The sequence below is a fragment of the Enterobacter sp. MG-EB028 genome, assembly GCF_056673305.1.
Genome location: NZ_CP195079.1, coordinates 812435 through 829331 on the forward strand (window position 1 = coordinate 812435; position 16897 = coordinate 829331).

The following is a 16897-nucleotide window of genomic DNA, read 5'->3' on the forward strand; positions in this document are numbered from 1 at the left end:
ATGAAAATACTGCAAATTGCCGTCGGGATTATTCGCAACCCGCAAAACCAAATCTTCATCACCCAGCGCGCTGCCGACGCCCATATGGCGAACAAGTGGGAGTTTCCTGGTGGGAAAATCGAATCAGGAGAAACGCCGGAAGAGGCGCTGGTGCGTGAGCTGCAGGAAGAGGTGGGGATTACCCCGCTTGACGCCACGCTGTTTGATAAGCTGGAATACCAGTTTCCCGACAGGCACATCACGCTGTGGTTCTGGCTGGTGGAAAGCTGGGAAGGTGACCCATGGGGAAAAGAAGGACAGCCGGGTAACTGGGTGGAACTTCAGGCCAGTGATGCCGATAAATTCCCGCCAGCCAATGAGCCTGTGATCCGCCGCTTAGCGGCAAATATGTAGGCCTGCCGGACGAAGCGCCAGCAGGCTTTGAACGTTACTGCTGGCTTTCGCTCCAGTCATCGCTATCCGAGAGGTCCCCTTCGCTCGGAATACGTTTCTCTTCCGCCGCCCATTCGCCCAGGTCAATGAGCTGACAGCGCTTGCAGCAGAATGGGCGAAATGGACTCACTTCGCCCCAGACAACGGTTTTGCCACAGGTTGGGCAGTTTACGGTGGTGACGTCAGACATTGGCACTCCTTAACAACAGGCCAGTTCAAAATCGAGGCGTTCCGGCACGGTGCCATTTTCACTGTCCAGCGGCATAAAGCGGATCGCGAAACGGCTTTTATGCCCGGAAATTTGTGGATAAAGCTGCTCGCCAAGAGACAGATTTAGACGCAGAAGATCGGCGTCGTCGCCGTTGTCCTGATAAAAACCGTTGAGACTGGTTTGCTTGCGGAATGGGGCAGAGTTACGCACAAGATCGAGGATCAGCGATAACGTCTGATTCATCGGCTCCAGGCTGCCCAGCCAGCTGTTTACCTGACGATCGCGCTGTTCCTGCGGCATATGCAGCCACATATGCAGCGTTGGCAGGTCAAAGCTACAGCAACCGCCCGGTATGCTCAGGCGCTGGCGCACCAGCGCAATCAAACGGTCTTCTCGTAAATATTGCCCAACGCGCGGCGCTGCCATCAGCGTTGTGCTGCTGTTTTTCAATTGCTGACGTAAGGCGTCAATCCGGCTTTGATCCACGCCCGGCACTTCGGCCCAGACCTGTAATTTACGCTGCTGGCGCTCCAGCTCTTTCAACAGTTCCGTACGGACATCGCCACGCTCAATCACATCCAGCAGATCGCCTACGTTGCGAAAGAAGTGCAACGCCGTGGCATGATCGTTAACAGGAAGATGTTGTGAAAGCTGTTGGATAAGAAATTCAATGCGCAGCCAGGTACGCATTTTTTCATTAAGCGGGTGCTCAAAAAGAATGTGAGTGGACATTATGGTTTTTCCTGTGCAACGGCCTGCGCGGCGAACGTCAGATACTGCGCGTGCAGACGGGCAACATCCGATGCAATGGCATCTGGTGCGCCGTTATTATCAATAACATCATCCGCAACGGCAAGGCGCTGAGCGCGCGTGGCCTGAGCGGCAAGAATTTGTTCAGCATGTTCACGCGAGACGTGATCGCGCGTCATGGTTCGCTGGATTTGCGTTTCGGGTGTGACATCAATCACCAGTACCCGATTGGCTTTCTTATACAGCTGATTTTCCACCAGGAGCGGAACCACCCACAGGACATAGGGCGAGCGGGCTGCGGCTATCTGACGCTGAGTTTCCTGGTGGATAATGGGGTGGAGCAGGGCATTAAGCCAGGCTTTTTCCGCAGAATCAGAAAAAATATATTCGCGAAGCTGACGGCGGTTCAGCGTGCCGTCGGCATTGATGATTGCCTGACCGAAATGGTCTGCGATGGCCTTTAGCGCGGGTGTATCGGGCTCTACCACCTGACGGGCAATAATATCGGCATCAATAATCGCGATGCCGAGACGAGAAAACGCGTCCGCAACGGTACTTTTGCCACTACCGATGCCGCCGGTTACTGCGACGATATACCCCATTAAATCAAATCCTGGGAATTATTCATTATGAAAATCAGTTGCTTAAAAAACAAACGTGCGACAGTAATTGTTTGATTCTCTTTACCCGCTTTTTACCAGGTAAATTTATAGGATTGTAGCGTAAAAAAAGAGAATTTCGCAGTCTTGCGGAGCAGGTATTAGTGCGTATGATAGCGTCACTGGAGTTGTGCTTTTAACATATTTGCCTCTAACCCCAGGAATCCGCACATGCGTATCGAAGAAGATCTGAAGTTAGGTTTCAAAGACGTTCTTATCCGCCCTAAACGCTCTACACTGAAAAGTCGCTCAGACGTTGAACTCGAACGTCAATTCACCTTTAAACACTCCGGTCAGACCTGGTCTGGCGTGCCAATCATTGCTGCCAACATGGATACGGTCGGTACCTTTGAGATGGCAACGGCGCTGGCTGAGTTCGATATTCTTACTGCAGTCCACAAGCACTACACTCCTGAAGAGTGGAACGCGTTTGTTGCGTCCGCCTCTGCTGATGTGGTGAAGCACGTGATGGTCTCCACGGGTACCTCCGATGCAGATTTCGAAAAGACCAAACAGATCCTGAATGCCAACCCGGCGCTTAGCTTCGTTTGTATTGATGTGGCGAACGGTTACTCCGAGCACTTCGTACAGTTCGTCAGCAAGGCGCGCGAAGCCTGGCCGAACAAAACTATCATCGCGGGCAACGTGGTGACCGGTGAAATGTGTGAAGAGCTGATCCTTTCCGGTGCCGACATCGTGAAAGTGGGCATTGGCCCGGGCTCCGTATGCACCACGCGCGTTAAGACCGGAGTTGGTTATCCGCAGCTTTCCGCGGTCATTGAATGTGCCGATGCGGCGCACGGCCTGGGCGGCCAGATTATCAGCGACGGCGGTTGCACCATGCCGGGCGATGTCGCAAAGGCCTTTGGCGGCGGCGCGGACTTCGTGATGCTCGGCGGTATGCTGGCAGGTCACGAAGAGAGCGGCGGCACCGTAGTGGAAGAGAACGGCGAGAAATTCATGCTGTTCTACGGTATGAGCTCTGAGTCCGCGATGACCCGTCACGTCGGTGGCGTGGCTAAATACCGTGCGGCAGAAGGCAAAACCGTGAAGCTGCCACTGCGCGGTCCGGTTGAAAACACCGCGCGCGATATTCTCGGTGGCCTGCGCTCAGCCTGCACCTACGTAGGTGCATCCCGCCTGAAAGAGCTGACGAAACGCACGACGTTTATTCGCGTTCAGGAGCAGGAAAACCGCGTTTTCAATAGCCTGTAATGGCTTTCGCTGGCGCATGCCCGTGCGCCAGCGCTGTTGCACTACCCCGCGCTCATCGCATCTCCCAGATGGAAAATCGGCAGATACATTGCCACCACCAGCGTGCCGATGATGACTCCAGTAACAACCAGCAGCAGCGGCTCCAGAAGCGCCGCCAGGTTGTCTGCCCGTTGAAAGGTCTGTTCCGTGTGATGGCGGGCAAGGTTTGCCAGCATGACGTCCAGCGAACCTGACATCTCGCCGGTTCGTAAGAGCTGGATGCAGAGCGGGGTAAACATCGCCGCTTTCTGGAAGGAAGACCAGACGGGGAGACCTTTTTCGATGTCCTCCCTTATGCTGCTGAGTATCCCTTGCCAGTACCGGCTTTCAGCGGTCTCTTCTGCGCTCTCAAGACCCTGTAAGAAGGCAATGCCCGCCTGCTGCGTAAGTGACAGCACGGTGAAGATCTGCCCCAGCTTTTGCCCTTTCGCCAGCGCTCCCATTACGGGAAAACTCAGCAGAATACGCTGCCAGCGAGGATGGTGACGCAGAGCCCAGGCAGCGGTTACGGGAACAAGTAGCATCGCGAACAGCACGAGGGCATATGACTGCATAAACGCGGCTATCCCCATCACTATTCGCGTCAGTGCCGGAAGCGGGGTGTTAAACGTTTTGTAAATCGCGGCAAACTCGGGCAAAACCAGGGTGACCATTGCCAGCACGACGAGCACCGCCAGCGTCAGGACGATCGCCGGGTAGCGCAGCGCTTTTTTCACTTTCGCGTTGAGTTGCTGCTGCGCTTTTTGCTGCTCTGCAAGCTCCCGGCAGCACGCTTCAAGCTTCCCTGTTAGCTCTCCGGTTTTCACCATTGAGATATGCAGTGGGCTAAAGACTGCTGGCCACCGTTTAAGCGCCTCAGAAAAAGGACGCCCTTCGCTGAGTTCATCGGCAACGCTTTGCAGTAGCCCCCGCCACGGTTCTACTGGATGCTGGTCTGCCAGCATTTGCAGACTATGTGCGAGCGTCAGGCCTGCCTGCAGAAGCGTTGCGAGCTGACGAAACATCTCGTAGCAGTGATGTGGACGCCAGCGGTGTCTTTGAGCGCATCGGGTCAGGGCCAGAGGATGGAGGTCGTTACGCATCAGCCTGGTGAAGGCCGCGCTGCGGTCTGTGGCCCAGAGAACCCCGCTTCGGGGTTCTCCTTCAGCGGAGATTGCTCGCCAGCGCCAGAGTTGATTAGCGGCCATCGGGCATTCCCAGAACACGCACTAACTCTTCAAGCGTAGTGAGCCCTTGCTCGACGGCCATGCAGCCGTGTTCAAACAGCGAGATGAGTCCCGCCTGCCGTGCACTGGCTTCTATCACCTCAATGCCTGCCCCGCTGGCAATCGCCTGGCGCAGGGGATTATCGATCGCAAGCGCTTCAAAAATGGCCACGCGGCCGTAAAAACCGTGATAACAACGATCGCAGCCTGCGGGCTGCCAGCGAGGAAGTTGCCGCGTCCAGGCCGAGCGCGGTAAGTCCGTATGCTCCCCTGTTTTCTGTCGGCAGTGCGGGCAAAGGCGTCGAACCAGCCGCTGGGCAATCACCATCGAGAGCGCGGAAGAGATCATCCAGCGTGCAATGCCCATCTGCTCCAGACGAATGAGGGTTTCCATCGTCGAGTTGGTGTGCAGCGTCGACAGCACCAGGTGTCCGGTCTGTGCGGCTTTGATGGCAATTTCTGCCGTTTCACAATCACGAATTTCCCCGACCATAATGATGTCCGGATCCTGACGGAGCAGCGCCCTAAGTACGCTCTGGAATGTTAAGCCCGCGCGGGGGTTAATCTGAGTCTGATTTAACCCTACAAGCGGGATCTCAATGGGATCCTCCACGCTGCAGATGTTGACGTCAGGGGTGTTACGCGCCTGCAGCGCGCTGTAGAGCGTTACGGTTTTGCCGCTGCCCGTTGGGCCGGTGACCAGAATTAGCCCCTGAGGCTGGTGGAGTACCTCATTAAAACAGGCCAGCTGTTTAGCGCTCATGCCAAGCGCGTTCGGTTCCAGCGCCTGCTGAACCTGGTGCAGCAGGCGCAGCACAATTTTTTCCCCGCAGCTGCAGGGAAGCGTGGAGATACGAAACGAGACCGGCTCGTTTGTCAGCTCAATCGTAAACTGACCGTCCTGCGGTAAGCGGCGTTCTGCAATATCCAGATTACCCAGCACTTTTAACCGGGCGCTGAGCATCGTCGTCAGCGCGGCGGAAAGGGGAGGCTGCGGGTAAAGTACCCCGTCGATACGCAAGCGGATCTGGCACGCGTGCTCCATCGGTTCGATATGAATGTCAGATGCGCGCTGGTTTATTGCCTGCTGCAGCGTGTGGTTGAGTATATCCACCGCGGAGTGGGGTTGTGAAACGACAGGCAGATGCGATTGCGCGGTTAACTGCCGGTGCTTTTCCATGCGTTCAGCGCTCCAGCATTCGATATCAATCCGCTTCTGGGTCGCGAAGCGCAGGGCCTCCATCAGTTCAGGCGCGGGGTTTCCCACGACGGCGATGCTAATCATGTCGCTGTCGCTGGTGAGCAGCAGCGCATGGTGGCGAAGACAAAGTGCCACGAGTTGATCGGTGTTCATTATCCGCTCCTCAGTAAGTGTCGAAGCGGAAGACGTCTTCGCAGGCCTGCTTAAGCGCGCTGTCAGCACTGATGTTGCAGTCACGCGTCCAGCCCGTCATACCGTTGCCGTTGTTCCACTGTGGCGTCATGGTTACCGTCAGCCCGTTCAGGCTTTCCTGGCCCGTTAAGGCCACGACCCCTTTCGCCACGCTCATTCCTGAAACGTAACGCGTCGTGGCAGGAGAGGGTATACCGTTACTGCCGGCATCGCAGCTTTCCACGCCGCCGCGATCGAGCGCGCAAAGCTCAATGGCGGTACGGTAAGGCACGAAAGTTTGCAGCATATCGGTGAGGGCTGCTTTACGCAGGTAGTTCTGATAGGCGGGAACGCCGATGGCGCTCAGAATCGCGATAATGCCAATGACCACCATCAGCTCAATGAGCGTGAATCCTTGTTGTCTGTCCATATCTGCTCCTTGTGCAAAGTGGCGCTACTTTGTCAGCGGGACAGGGCAGAAACGAGGGGCAAATAAGGGAACGGGAAAGAGGCTTCAGAGAATTCATTCCGTGTTGCAGGAAGAGACAATGGATTTGCGAGCAGAGCTGAAATTCCCCTCTCCGGGCAGAGAGGGGAGCGCGCTTTATTTGAAGCGCATTGAGAGGTCGAGGGCGCGAACGTGCTTGGTCAGCGCGCCGACGGAGATGTAATCCACGCCGGTTTCAGCGAACTCACGGATCGTGTCGAAAGTGACGTTTCCGGAGACTTCAAGCTGGGCCCGGCCGTTGGTCAGTTTCACCGCCTCGCGCATCTGCTCCGTTTCGAAGTTATCGAGCATGATGATATCGGCCCCGGCCTTAATCGCCTGCTCCAGCTCTTCCAGGCTTTCAACTTCCACCTCAACCGGCACATCCGGGTGCAGCCAGAAGGCTTTCTCCACCGCCTGACGCACGGAGCCAGAAGCAATTATGTGGTTCTCTTTAATCAGGAAGGCATCGGATAAACCGAGACGATGGTTTGCGCCGCCGCCGCACAGTACCGCATACTTCAGGGCGGTGCGCAGGCCCGGCAGCGTTTTACGGGTATCCAGCAGCTGGGTTCGGGTGCCGGCCAGCAGGTCAACGTAGCGGCGAACTTCACTGGCGACGCCAGAGAGCGTTTGGACAAAATTGAGCGCGGTACGCTCGCCGGTCAGCAATACGCGGGATGGCCCGTCCAGCTCGAACAGTGGCTGATTGGCGGTCACCGCATCACCATCATCAACGTGCCATGTCACCTGCACATCGTCGCCCGCCAGCTGAGTAAAGACCTCTTCAACCCAACGCTTGCCGCAAAAAACGCCCTCCTCACGGGTGATAATGACCGCGTGCGAGCGTGTCTCTTTTGGCAACAATTGTGCGGTAATGTCTTTATCGGCGTTAACGTCACCCCCCAGGTCTTCTTTCAACGCATGGGCGACGCTTGCTGGAATATCCATATTAATACGTTCCAGAAGCGCTTCACGTCGGTGGTCGGGGTTGTAGCGGCGAGGCGGCATGATAAAACTCCAAATTGGTAACGAATCATAATATTGAAACATGCTACTCTGAACCGAGTCATTGCACCATACAGAAGGAGTTCCAGCATGTTGTTAGAAAACGGATGGCTGGTGGATGCGCGGCATGTGCCCTCGCCGCACCACGACTGCCGCCCGGAGGATGAAAAGCCCACACTGCTGGTGGTTCATAATATTAGCCTCCCGCCGGGTGAGTTTGGCGGCCCGTGGATCGATGCGTTATTCACGGGAACGATAGATCCCAATGCCCATCCTTTCTTCGCTGAGATTGCGCATTTGCGTGTGTCGGCTCACTGCCTGATTCGCCGTGATGGTGAGGTGGTTCAGTATGTTCCTTTTGATAAGCGTGCCTGGCATGCCGGTGTGTCGATGTATCACGGGCGCGAACGGTGCAACGATTTCTCAATAGGGATCGAGCTGGAAGGCACGGACACGCCCCCCTACACCGATGCTCAGTATCAGCAGCTGGTTGCTATTACCCACACGCTTATCGGACTCTACCCGGCAATCGCCGACAATATTACCGGGCACAGCGATATCGCTCCGGCGAGAAAAACCGATCCCGGCCCGGCATTTGACTGGTCACGGTTTCGCGCCATGCTTGCCGCGTCGTCAGAATAAGGAGATACCATGACGTTGTTTACCATGCTGCTGGTTATCATCGCTGAACGCCTGTTCAAGCTCGGCGAACACTGGCAACTGGATCACCGGCTGGAAGTGTTATTCCGCCGCATCAAGCACTTTTCCATGCTGCGTACGCTGTTGATGACGGCGGGCGTCATGCTTATTACCTTCCTGCTGCTGCGCTCGCTGTACGGGCTGTTTTTCAACGTGCCGCTGCTGGTGGTGTGGATCCTGCTTGGGGTGCTGTGCATTGGTGCGGGCAAAGTGCGTATGCACTATCACGCTTATCTTAAAGCCGCCTCCCGTGACGACGCCCATGCGCGCGGCGCCATGGCGAGCGAGCTGACGATGATCCACGGCGTGCCGCCGGACTGCGACGAGCGCGAGTTTCTGCGCGAGCTGCAAAACGCGCTGCTGTGGATTAACTTCCGCTACTACCTGGCACCGCTGTTCTGGTTTGTGGTGGGCGGCCCGTGGGGGCCGGTACTGCTGATGGGCTATGCGTTTCTGCGCGCCTGGCAGACCTGGCTTGCCCGTTATCTGACGCCGCATGAGCGTTTGCTGTCCGGCATTGATGCCATCCTGCACGTGCTCGACTGGCTTCCGGTGCGTCTGGTGGGCGTGGTGTACGCGTTAATTGGCCACGGTGAAAAAGCGCTGCCCGCATGGTTCGCTTCGCTTGGCGACCGCCATACGTCGCAGTACCAGGTGTTAACGCGCCTGGCGCAGTTCTCACTGGCGCGCGAGCCGCATACCGACAAGATTGAAACGCCAAAAGCCGCCGTTTCAATGGCGAAGAAAACGTCGTTTGCGGTGGTCGTTATTGTGGCGCTGTTGACCATTTACGGCACGCTGGTGTAACCCAGCGCGCCGCAAACGCTACAGCGTATCCGCAGGCGGGATGCCGAAATCAGGCATCCCGTTTTCGTCCCAGCGGACAAGCTTCAGGCGGGTATGACGGTTCGGATCGTACAGCGGATCGCCCTCAATTTCGGTGTAATTACGCGCGTGATACACCAGTACATCTTCCCCTTCCGGCGTTTGCGTAAAGCTGTTGTGTCCTGGCCCGTACTGGCGGTTCTCAAAGCTGGTGACGAAAACCGGGCGAGGGGATTTGTGCCAGTTTGCCGGGTTTTGCGGATCGGCGTTCATATCTATCCAAAGTAATCCCATGCAGTAGTTCTCATCGGTGGCGCTGGCAGAGTAGCTGATAAACAGCTTATCGTCATGGAACAGCACCGCAGGGCCTTCGTTGACCCAGAAACCGCGGCATTCCCAGTCGTATTCCGGTTTGCTGAGCATCACCGGCTCGCCTTTCAGCGTCCACGGGTTCGCCATTTCGCACAGATAAAGATTGGAGTTGCCGGTGATATCCGGCGCTTTTTGCGCCCACAGATACCAGCGTTTCCCCTGATGAACAAAGGTGGTGGCGTCCAGGGCGAAGGTGTCGAACTGCGTTTTTATCTGACCTTTTTCCGTCCACGTACCGGTGAGCGGATCGCCGTCAGCACATTCAATGGCGAACATGCGGTGCTGGAACATCCCGAGCGCGTCGAGCGCCTGGGTGTGCGTCGCGGCAAAATAGATGTACCACTTGCCGTCGACGTGGTGCAGTTCGGGCGCCCAGATTAGCTGGCTCATCGGGCCGGTGTCGGGTTTGCGCCAGACCACCACCTCTTCAGCGTCGCGTAGCCCTTCCAGCGAGTCTGCGCGGCGGAGCGCCAGCCTGTCGTACTCCGGCACGGAGGCAATAAAACAGTACTGCCCCTCATGGCGTAAAATGTACGGGTCGGCGCGTTGTTCGATAAACGGATTTGGCCAGGTTTGCATTCGGCTTTCCTTATTTAGTCTCAGCGGCTTTAAGTTCCTGATAATCATTCAGCTCGCGGTAGTTGGTGCGGCGCTTCTCCAGATCGGCCTGGATCTGCTTCATGGTTTCGCGATCCACTTTCAGCAGACGTACCACGCCCGCGGTAATTAAGTATCCAATGCCGGGAATAACGGTAAAGAGCAGCACGATCCCGTTAATGGCGTCCGCGCTTTGCGCTTTCGCGCCCGCGTCATAACCGTACCAGGAGAGCAGGAAGCCGACCATCGCTCCGGCAATCGCCAGGCCCAGCTTCAGGAAGAAGATGTTGCCGGAGAAGCTGATGCCCGTGATGCGCTTCCCGGTCTTCCACTCGCCGTAGTCGTCCACGTCGGCCATCAGCGACCAGTGCAACGGAGACGGGATCTGGTGCAGGATGTTCAGCAGGAAGTAGAGCACTACGATGGTGACGGTGGCTTTCGGGTCGAAGAAATAGAAGGCGCAGGAGAATACCGCCAGCACGATGTTGGTCCAGAAGAAGACCTTCAGCTTGCACCAGCGGTCAGTCAGCACTTTTGCCAGCACGCTGCCGAGCATCATGCCGACAACGCCCAGGCTGATAAACAGGGTGGCGAAGTGGGTGCTCTGGCCCATCACCCAGGTGACGTAATACATGGTCGCCGCCATGCGGATAAAGCCCGGACAGACGTTGCACAGCGTCAGCAGCAGAATGCGTACCCACTGGTCGTTCTTCCACACGTCTTTCAGGTCATTTTTCAGCTCGTCGTTGGTCTGTACCGCCGGGCGTACGCGCTCGCGCACGGTGGCGAAGCAGAACAGGAACATACAGGTACCTGTCAGCGCCAGGACGGTCATTGCCATCTGGTAGCCCTTGGCTTTGTTATCCCCGCCAAACCAGTCGGCCATCGGCAGCAGCGTTAATGAGAGCAGCAGCGTGGCGATGCCGACCAGCACGAAGCGATACGACTGGCAGGCCACGCGCTCTTTTGGATCGTTGGTGATCACCCCACCTAACGAGCAGTAGGGGATGTTGATGGCGGTATAGGTGAGCGACAGCAGGAAGTAGGTGACAAACGCATAGATAACTTTGCTGTTATAGCTCCACTCCGGGGTGGTGAACATCAGGATGCTGAACAACGCGTAGGGGAAGGCAATCCACAGCAGCCATGGACGAAACCGGCCATATTTACTGCGGGTACGGTCGGCAATCGCCCCCATGATCGGGTCCGTTACGGCGTCAATCACGCGGACGGAAAGCAGCAGTACGCCGACCAGCGCAGGCGCCAGGCCAAAAATATCCGTGTAGAAATAGTTAACAAACAACATGATGGCGCCGAAGATAATGTTGCATCCCGCGTCGCCCATCCCATAGCCGATCTTTTCTTTTACTGACAGTTTGTTGTTATCCATCGACAGCTCTCCGGTTTACGGTATGGAGAGAATTATTTGCTGGCAAAGGAATATATGCGTTGCAGTATCAGGGCGGTGATATGGATAAATGCGCTATGGGCGTGAAAGTGTGAGGGAGGTAACAACGCGCGGCACCCGCAAAAGCAAGGTGCCGCGGTGGGAGGCTTAGTGCGCCTTCATGGCATTACGGCTTTTCTGGCTGAAGAGATAGCCAACGCCAAGGATCGCAATCCAGACCGGGATCAGGTAGACGGAAATCGCCATACCCGGCGTGATCAGCATGATCACCAGCACGGCCGCCATAAACAGCAGGCAGATCCAGTTACCCAGCGGATACAGCAGGGCAGGGAAGCGCGTAGTGACGCCCTGCTGCTGCCTCGCGCGGCGGAACTTCATATGCGCCAGGCTGATCATTGCCCAGTTGATGACCAGCGCAGAGACCACCAGCGCCATCAGCAGGCCAAACGCCGATTCCGGTGCCATATAGTTAATCAGCACGCACAGCGCGGTCACGATGGCTGAAACAATGATGGTATTGACCGGCACGCCGCGTTTATCAACGTTGAGCAGCATCTTAGGCGCGTTGCCCTGCTGGGCAAGGCCGAACAGCATGCGGCTGTTGCAGTATACGCAGCTGTTGTAAACGGAGAGCGCTGCAGTCAGCACCACGATGTTAAGGGCGTTTGCGACGAAGGTGTCGCCCAGCTCATGGAAGATGAGAACAAACGGGCTGGTGTCAGCGGTCACGCGCGTCCACGGCAACAGGGAGAGCAGCACGGCCAGCGAGCCCACATAGAAGATCAGGATGCGGTAGATAACCTGGTTAGTGGCTTTCGGAATGCTCTGCTCCGGATTGTCGGCTTCTGCGGCGGTGATGCCCACCAGCTCCAGGCCGCCGAAGGAGAACATAATGATCGCCATCATCATCACCAGACCGGTCATGCCGTGAGGCAGGAAGCCGCCCTGTTCCCAGAGATTACGCACGGTAGCCTGCGGGCCGCCGTTGCCGCTGAACAGCAGCCAGCCGCCAAAGATGATCATCGCCACAACGGCAATCACTTTGATGATGGCAAACCAGAACTCCATCTCGCCGAACACTTTCACGTTGGTCAGGTTAATGGCGTTGATAATCACGAAGAATGCCGCTGCGGAGGCCCAGGTGGGGATCTCGGGGTACCAGAACTGAATGTACTTCCCGACGGCGGTCAGTTCTGCCATTGCAACCAGAACGTACAGCACCCAGTAGTTCCAGCCGGAGGCAAAACCCGCGAAGCTGCCCCAGTATTTATAGGCAAAATGGCTGAATGAGCCTGCTACCGGCTCTTCAACGACCATTTCTCCCAGCTGGCGCATAATCAGAAAGGCAATAAAACCGGCAATCGCGTAACCCAAAATAATGCCGGGACCGGCTGACTGGATAACGGATGCGCTGCCCAGAAACAGGCCGGTACCAATCGCACCGCCCAGTGCGATGAGCTGTATATGGCGGTTTTTAAGCCCGCGCTTTAGCTGATCGCCGTGCTGTTGAGCTTCCATTTGAAACCTCGTGTGTGGTTGTTATGTTCACGCTGAGCGTGTGTAATTATGAAAGTCCATATTCTGTATTTATTTCTTTACGGTTAAACAAACCGAAAAAAGCGGTGATGACTTCCGTACGCGCCAGAATAGTGGTAAGCGCCTGCGAATGCACCTGCTTTATGAAGGGATGCTGACGACTTGAATAAAAAGAAAGCATTTGTAAATCGGCCCGCTTATTCTTCCTAACCCAACCTATAGAATAGAAATGCTTATTAAGTGGACGAATTTTCATTATTTGCCCTGTTGAATCGCTTCAGATTGCAAAAACCCTCGTTTCATTATGGTTAAAACTCCCTCTTTGGGAGTAATCAACTCATTTGTGCAAAGTTACATTTCTGAAACGTTATTTCTGTAAGGTTGTTAAAATGTGCAGGGTTTACTGATTTCAATCAAAACCAATATGGACAGAAGGTGAATACTTTGTTACTTTAGCGATACGAACCAGAAATTGGTAAGACCAATTGACTCCGGGCAAAAAGGCGTAAGACAGGGAATATGGCCTACAGCAAAATTCGCCAACCAAAACTATCTGATGTGATTGAGCAGCAGCTGGAGTTTTTAATCCTCGAAGGGACTCTGCGCCCGGGTGAGAAACTTCCGCCAGAACGCGAGCTGGCAAAACAGTTCGACGTTTCACGCCCCTCTCTGCGTGAGGCGATTCAACGCCTCGAAGCAAAGGGCTTGCTGCTTCGTCGCCAGGGCGGCGGAACCTTTGTGCAAAACAGCCTGTGGCAGAGCTTCAGCGATCCGCTGGTAGAACTTCTCTCTGACCACCCAGAATCCCAGTTTGATCTGCTTGAGACCCGTCACGCGCTGGAAGGTATTGCGGCCTATTACGCCGCCCTTCGCAGCACTGATGAAGATCGCGTGCGTATCCGCGAACTGCATCAGGCCATTGAACGGGCACAGCAGTCCGGCGATTTAGACGCCGAGTCCAGCGCCGTCGTCCAGTATCAAATCGCCGTCACCGAAGCGGCACACAACGTGGTGCTCCTCCATCTGCTACGCTGCATGGAGCCGATGCTGGCCCAGAACGTTCGTCAGAATTTTGAATTGTTGTATGCCCGTCGGGAGATGCTCCCACTGGTAAGCAACCATCGCACCCGAATATTCGAGGCGATAATGGCCGGGGAGCCGGAGCAGGCGCGCGAAGCGTCGCACCGTCACCTGGCTTTCATTGAGGAAATCTTGCTGGACCGCAGCCGTGAACAATCGCGTCGCGAACGTTCATTACGCCGCATACAGCAACGAAAGGATTAAGCGCCAGGTACTTTTAGAGCGCGGCAACTAAACGCAGAACCTGTCTTATTGTGTTTTCTGACGAAAATACAATGGGACAGGTTCCAGACAAATCAACGTATTAGATAGATAAGGAATACCCCCATGTCAGAACGTCTCCAAAATGACGTGGATCCGATCGAAACTCGCGACTGGCTACAGGCGATCGAATCGGTCATCCGTGAAGAAGGTGTTGAGCGCGCTCAGTATCTGATTGATCAGCTGCTTTCTGAAGCCCGCAAAGGCGGCGTGAAGGTTGCTTCAGGTGCAGGGGCTAGCAACTACGTAAACACGATTGCCGTTGAAGACGAACCGGAATACCCGGGCAATCTGGATCTGGAACGTCGTATCCGTTCTGCAATCCGCTGGAACGCCATCATGACCGTTCTGCGCGCGTCCAAGAAAGACCTGGAGCTGGGTGGCCACATGGCGTCCTTCCAGTCTTCTGCAACCGTTTACGAAGTGTGCTTCAACCACTTCTTCCGTGCAGCGAACGAGAAAGACGGCGGCGATCTGGTGTACTTCCAGGGCCACATCTCTCCGGGCATCTATGCACGTGCATTCCTGGAAGGTCGTCTGACCGAAGAGCAGATGAACAACTTCCGTCAGGAAGTTCACGGTAAAGGTCTGTCTTCTTACCCGCACCCTAAACTGATGCCTGAATTCTGGCAGTTCCCAACCGTATCAATGGGTCTGGGCCCAATCGGTGCGATCTACCAGGCGAAATTCCTGAAGTATCTGGAACACCGTGGTCTGAAAGACACCTCCGAGCAGACCGTTTACGCCTTCCTGGGCGACGGCGAAATGGATGAGCCAGAATCTAAAGGCGCGATCACCATCGCAACCCGTGAGAAGCTGGACAACCTGTGCTTCATCATCAACTGTAACCTGCAGCGTCTGGATGGTCCGGTAACCGGTAACGGCAAGATCATCAACGAACTGGAAGGCATCTTCGCAGGTGCTGGCTGGAACGTGATTAAAGTGATGTGGGGTTCCCGTTGGGACGAACTGCTGCGTAAAGATACCAGCGGTAAACTGATCCAGCTGATGAACGAAACCGTTGACGGCGACTACCAGACCTTCAAATCCAAAGACGGTGCCTACGTGCGTGAGCACTTCTTCGGCAAATATCCTGAAACCGCCGCACTGGTTGCAGACTGGACTGATGAGCAGATCTGGGCGCTGAACCGCGGTGGTCACGATCCGAAGAAAATCTACGCTGCACTGAAAAAAGCGCGCGAAACCAAAGGTAAAGCGACTGTAATCCTGGCCCACACCATTAAAGGTTACGGCATGGGTGATACCGCAGAAGGTAAAAACATCGCTCACCAGGTTAAGAAAATGAACATGGACGGCGTGCGTTACATCCGCGACCGTTTCAACGTTCCAGTGACCGATGAGCAGGTAGAAAACCTGTCTTACATCACCTTCCCGGAAGGTTCAGAAGAGCACAAGTACCTGCACGAACGTCGTCAGGCGCTGAAAGGCTACCTGCCTGCTCGTCAGCCTAACTTCACCGAGAAGCTGGAACTGCCGGCGCTGGAAGACTTCTCTCAGCTGCTGGAAGAGCAGAACAAAGAGATCTCTACCACCATCGCTTTCGTTCGTGCCCTGAACGTGATGCTGAAGAACAAGTCGATCAAAGATCGTCTGGTTCCAATCATCGCCGACGAAGCGCGTACTTTCGGTATGGAAGGTCTGTTCCGTCAGATCGGTATCTACAGCCCGAACGGCCAGCAGTACACCCCGCAGGACCGTGAGCAGGTTGCTTACTACAAAGAAGACGAGAAAGGTCAGATCCTGCAGGAAGGTATCAACGAGCTGGGCGCAGGCGCATCCTGGCTGGCTGCTGCGACCTCTTACAGCACCAACAACCTGCCGATGATCCCGTTCTACATTTACTACTCCATGTTCGGGTTCCAGCGTATCGGTGACCTGTGCTGGCAGGCAGGCGACCAGCAGGCTCGCGGCTTCCTGATCGGTGGTACTTCCGGTCGTACGACCCTGAACGGTGAAGGTCTGCAGCACGAAGATGGCCACAGCCACATTCAGTCTCTGACTATCCCTAACTGTATCTCTTACGATCCGTCTTACGCGTACGAAGTGGCAGTCATCATGCATGACGGTCTGCAGCGCATGTACGGTGAAGCGCAAGAGAACATTTACTACTACATCACCACCCTGAACGAAAACTACCACATGCCGGCAATGCCAGCAGGTGCCGAGGAAGGGATCCGTAAAGGTATCTACAAACTCGAAACCATCGAAGGTAGCAAAGGTAAAGTTCAGCTGCTGGGCTCCGGCTCTATCCTGCGTCACGTGCGTGAAGCAGCGCAGATCCTGGCGAAAGACTACGGCGTGGGTTCCGACGTGTACTCTGTAACTTCCTTCACTGAACTGGCGCGTGATGGCCAGGATTGTGAGCGCTGGAACATGCTGCACCCAATGGAAACCCCACGCGTTCCGTACATCGCTCAGGTGATGAACGACGCGCCAGCGGTGGCATCTACTGACTACATGAAACTGTTCGCTGAGCAGGTTCGTACTTACGTTCCGGCTGATGATTATCGCGTACTGGGTACTGACGGCTTCGGTCGTTCTGACAGCCGCGAAAACCTGCGTCACCACTTCGAAGTTGATGCTTCTTACGTGGTTGTAGCAGCACTGGGCGAACTGGCTAAACGTGGCGAAATCGATAAGAAAGTGGTTGCGGACGCAATTACCAAATTCAACATCGATGCAGAAAAAGTTAACCCGCGTCTGGCGTAAGAGGTAAAAGA

General features: G+C 55.5%; 17 protein-coding genes. 6 read left to right on the plus strand and 11 right to left on the minus strand.

The window, feature by feature from the left end; translation table 11 throughout:
* Entirely contained in the window at positions 1-393 is a 393-nt protein-coding gene (gene mutT, locus ACR42C_RS03750; protein WP_479984773.1) for an 8-oxo-dGTP diphosphatase MutT, read from the plus strand.
* A 34-nt stretch (positions 394-427) separates the two neighbouring features.
* Here mutT and yacG read toward each other — a convergent pair whose 3' ends face one another.
* Genes yacG through coaE form a run of 3 tightly spaced genes read right to left on the minus strand, consistent with a single transcriptional unit; the run spans position 428 to position 1995 of the window.
* A complete protein-coding gene (gene yacG, locus ACR42C_RS03755) occupies positions 428-622 on the minus strand; it encodes a DNA gyrase inhibitor YacG (protein WP_028015516.1) in 195 nt (64 codons plus the stop codon).
* Positions 623-631: 9 nt separating this feature from the next.
* Complete coding sequence (gene zapD, locus ACR42C_RS03760) at positions 632-1375, minus strand: cell division protein ZapD (RefSeq protein ID WP_479984774.1); 744 nt, start codon at positions 1373-1375, stop codon at positions 632-634.
* Complete coding sequence (gene coaE, locus ACR42C_RS03765; RefSeq protein WP_116342518.1) at positions 1375-1995, minus strand: dephospho-CoA kinase; 621 nt, start codon at positions 1993-1995, stop codon at positions 1375-1377. The genes zapD and coaE overlap by 1 nt, the downstream gene beginning before the upstream one ends.
* Before the next feature lie 228 nt (positions 1996-2223).
* Here coaE and ACR42C_RS03770 point away from each other — a divergent pair, with 228 nt between their 5' ends.
* Positions 2224-3267, plus strand: coding sequence for a GMP reductase (locus ACR42C_RS03770; protein ID WP_116342520.1), 1044 nt, complete (start codon positions 2224-2226; stop codon positions 3265-3267).
* A gap of 41 nt (positions 3268-3308) precedes the next feature.
* Here ACR42C_RS03770 and hofC read toward each other — a convergent pair whose 3' ends face one another.
* The 4 genes from hofC to nadC all read right to left on the minus strand — a co-directional run bounded on the left by hofC (position 3309) and on the right by nadC (position 7381).
* Complete coding sequence (gene hofC, locus ACR42C_RS03775; protein ID WP_192982002.1) at positions 3309-4493, minus strand: protein transport protein HofC; 1185 nt, start codon at positions 4491-4493, stop codon at positions 3309-3311.
* The gene (gene gspE, locus ACR42C_RS03780) at positions 4483-5865 is read right to left on the minus strand and encodes a type II secretion system protein GspE (protein ID WP_479984775.1); all 1383 of its coding nucleotides are present in this window, start codon (positions 5863-5865) and stop codon (positions 4483-4485) included. The genes hofC and gspE overlap by 11 nt, the downstream gene beginning before the upstream one ends.
* Before the next feature lie 10 nt (positions 5866-5875).
* Positions 5876-6313, minus strand: a complete 438-nt coding sequence (ppdD, locus tag ACR42C_RS03785) for a prepilin peptidase-dependent pilin (protein WP_116342526.1) — start codon at positions 6311-6313, stop codon at positions 5876-5878.
* Positions 6314-6487: 174 nt separating this feature from the next.
* Positions 6488-7381 (minus strand): carboxylating nicotinate-nucleotide diphosphorylase, encoded by an 894-nt coding sequence (nadC, locus tag ACR42C_RS03790; protein ID WP_028015523.1) that lies wholly within the window; start codon positions 7379-7381, stop codon positions 6488-6490.
* 87 nt (positions 7382-7468) lie between these two features.
* Here nadC and ampD point away from each other — a divergent pair, with 87 nt between their 5' ends.
* Together ampD and ampE are read left to right on the plus strand one after the other, a co-directional pair.
* Complete coding sequence (gene ampD, locus ACR42C_RS03795; RefSeq protein ID WP_479984776.1) at positions 7469-8020, plus strand: 1,6-anhydro-N-acetylmuramyl-L-alanine amidase AmpD; 552 nt, start codon at positions 7469-7471, stop codon at positions 8018-8020.
* A gap of 9 nt (positions 8021-8029) precedes the next feature.
* Positions 8030-8884, plus strand: coding sequence for a beta-lactamase regulator AmpE (ampE, locus tag ACR42C_RS03800; protein ID WP_479984777.1), 855 nt, complete (start codon positions 8030-8032; stop codon positions 8882-8884).
* An 18-nt stretch (positions 8885-8902) separates the two neighbouring features.
* Here ampE and ACR42C_RS03805 read toward each other — a convergent pair whose 3' ends face one another.
* The 4 genes from ACR42C_RS03805 to ACR42C_RS03820 form a co-directional block, all read right to left on the minus strand.
* Positions 8903-9853 (minus strand): glycoside hydrolase family 43 protein, encoded by a 951-nt coding sequence (locus ACR42C_RS03805; RefSeq protein WP_479984778.1) that lies wholly within the window; start codon positions 9851-9853, stop codon positions 8903-8905.
* A gap of 10 nt (positions 9854-9863) precedes the next feature.
* Complete coding sequence (locus ACR42C_RS03810) at positions 9864-11261, minus strand: glycoside-pentoside-hexuronide (GPH):cation symporter (protein WP_233002965.1); 1398 nt, start codon at positions 11259-11261, stop codon at positions 9864-9866.
* 165 nt (positions 11262-11426) lie between these two features.
* Positions 11427-12797, minus strand: a complete 1371-nt coding sequence (gene aroP, locus ACR42C_RS03815; protein ID WP_479984779.1) for an aromatic amino acid transporter AroP — start codon at positions 12795-12797, stop codon at positions 11427-11429.
* A gap of 46 nt (positions 12798-12843) precedes the next feature.
* Positions 12844-13071, minus strand: a complete 228-nt coding sequence (locus tag ACR42C_RS03820; RefSeq protein WP_116342538.1) for a hypothetical protein — start codon at positions 13069-13071, stop codon at positions 12844-12846.
* Between the two features lie 263 nt (positions 13072-13334).
* Between ACR42C_RS03820 and pdhR the strand changes: the two genes are divergently transcribed.
* The gene (gene pdhR, locus ACR42C_RS03825; RefSeq protein WP_014882565.1) at positions 13335-14099 is read left to right on the plus strand and encodes a pyruvate dehydrogenase complex transcriptional repressor PdhR; all 765 of its coding nucleotides are present in this window, start codon (positions 13335-13337) and stop codon (positions 14097-14099) included.
* 123 nt (positions 14100-14222) lie between these two features.
* Positions 14223-16886, plus strand: a complete 2664-nt coding sequence (gene aceE / locus ACR42C_RS03830; RefSeq protein WP_028015529.1) for a pyruvate dehydrogenase (acetyl-transferring), homodimeric type — start codon at positions 14223-14225, stop codon at positions 16884-16886.
* Positions 16887-16897 lie beyond the last annotated feature (11 nt).

Excerpts from the sequence above, each read along its gene's own strand:
- ppdD (WP_116342526.1), bottom strand. The coding sequence starts at position 6,313 with ATGGACAGACAACAAGGATTCACGCTCATTGAGCTGATGGTGGTCATT.
- ACR42C_RS03770 (WP_116342520.1), top strand. The coding sequence starts at position 2,224 with ATGCGTATCGAAGAAGATCTGAAGTTAGGTTTCAAAGACGTTCTTATC.
- ACR42C_RS03810 (WP_233002965.1), bottom strand. The coding sequence starts at position 11,261 with ATGGATAACAACAAACTGTCAGTAAAAGAAAAGATCGGCTATGGGATG.
- ampD (WP_479984776.1), top strand. The coding sequence starts at position 7,469 with ATGTTGTTAGAAAACGGATGGCTGGTGGATGCGCGGCATGTGCCCTCG.
- aroP (WP_479984779.1), bottom strand. The coding sequence starts at position 12,797 with ATGGAAGCTCAACAGCACGGCGATCAGCTAAAGCGCGGGCTTAAAAAC.
- pdhR (WP_014882565.1), top strand. The coding sequence starts at position 13,335 with ATGGCCTACAGCAAAATTCGCCAACCAAAACTATCTGATGTGATTGAG.
- ampE (WP_479984777.1), top strand. The coding sequence starts at position 8,030 with ATGACGTTGTTTACCATGCTGCTGGTTATCATCGCTGAACGCCTGTTC.
- ACR42C_RS03820 (WP_116342538.1), bottom strand. The coding sequence starts at position 13,071 with ATGAAAATTCGTCCACTTAATAAGCATTTCTATTCTATAGGTTGGGTT.
- aceE (WP_028015529.1), top strand. The coding sequence starts at position 14,223 with ATGTCAGAACGTCTCCAAAATGACGTGGATCCGATCGAAACTCGCGAC.
- gspE (WP_479984775.1), bottom strand. The coding sequence starts at position 5,865 with ATGAACACCGATCAACTCGTGGCACTTTGTCTTCGCCACCATGCGCTG.
- nadC (WP_028015523.1), bottom strand. The coding sequence starts at position 7,381 with ATGCCGCCTCGCCGCTACAACCCCGACCACCGACGTGAAGCGCTTCTG.
- coaE (WP_116342518.1), bottom strand. The coding sequence starts at position 1,995 with ATGGGGTATATCGTCGCAGTAACCGGCGGCATCGGTAGTGGCAAAAGT.
- ACR42C_RS03805 (WP_479984778.1), bottom strand. The coding sequence starts at position 9,853 with ATGCAAACCTGGCCAAATCCGTTTATCGAACAACGCGCCGACCCGTAC.
- zapD (WP_479984774.1), bottom strand. The coding sequence starts at position 1,375 with ATGTCCACTCACATTCTTTTTGAGCACCCGCTTAATGAAAAAATGCGT.
- yacG (WP_028015516.1), bottom strand. The coding sequence starts at position 622 with ATGTCTGACGTCACCACCGTAAACTGCCCAACCTGTGGCAAAACCGTT.
- hofC (WP_192982002.1), bottom strand. The coding sequence starts at position 4,493 with ATGGCCGCTAATCAACTCTGGCGCTGGCGAGCAATCTCCGCTGAAGGA.
- mutT (WP_479984773.1), top strand. The coding sequence starts at position 1 with ATGAAAATACTGCAAATTGCCGTCGGGATTATTCGCAACCCGCAAAAC.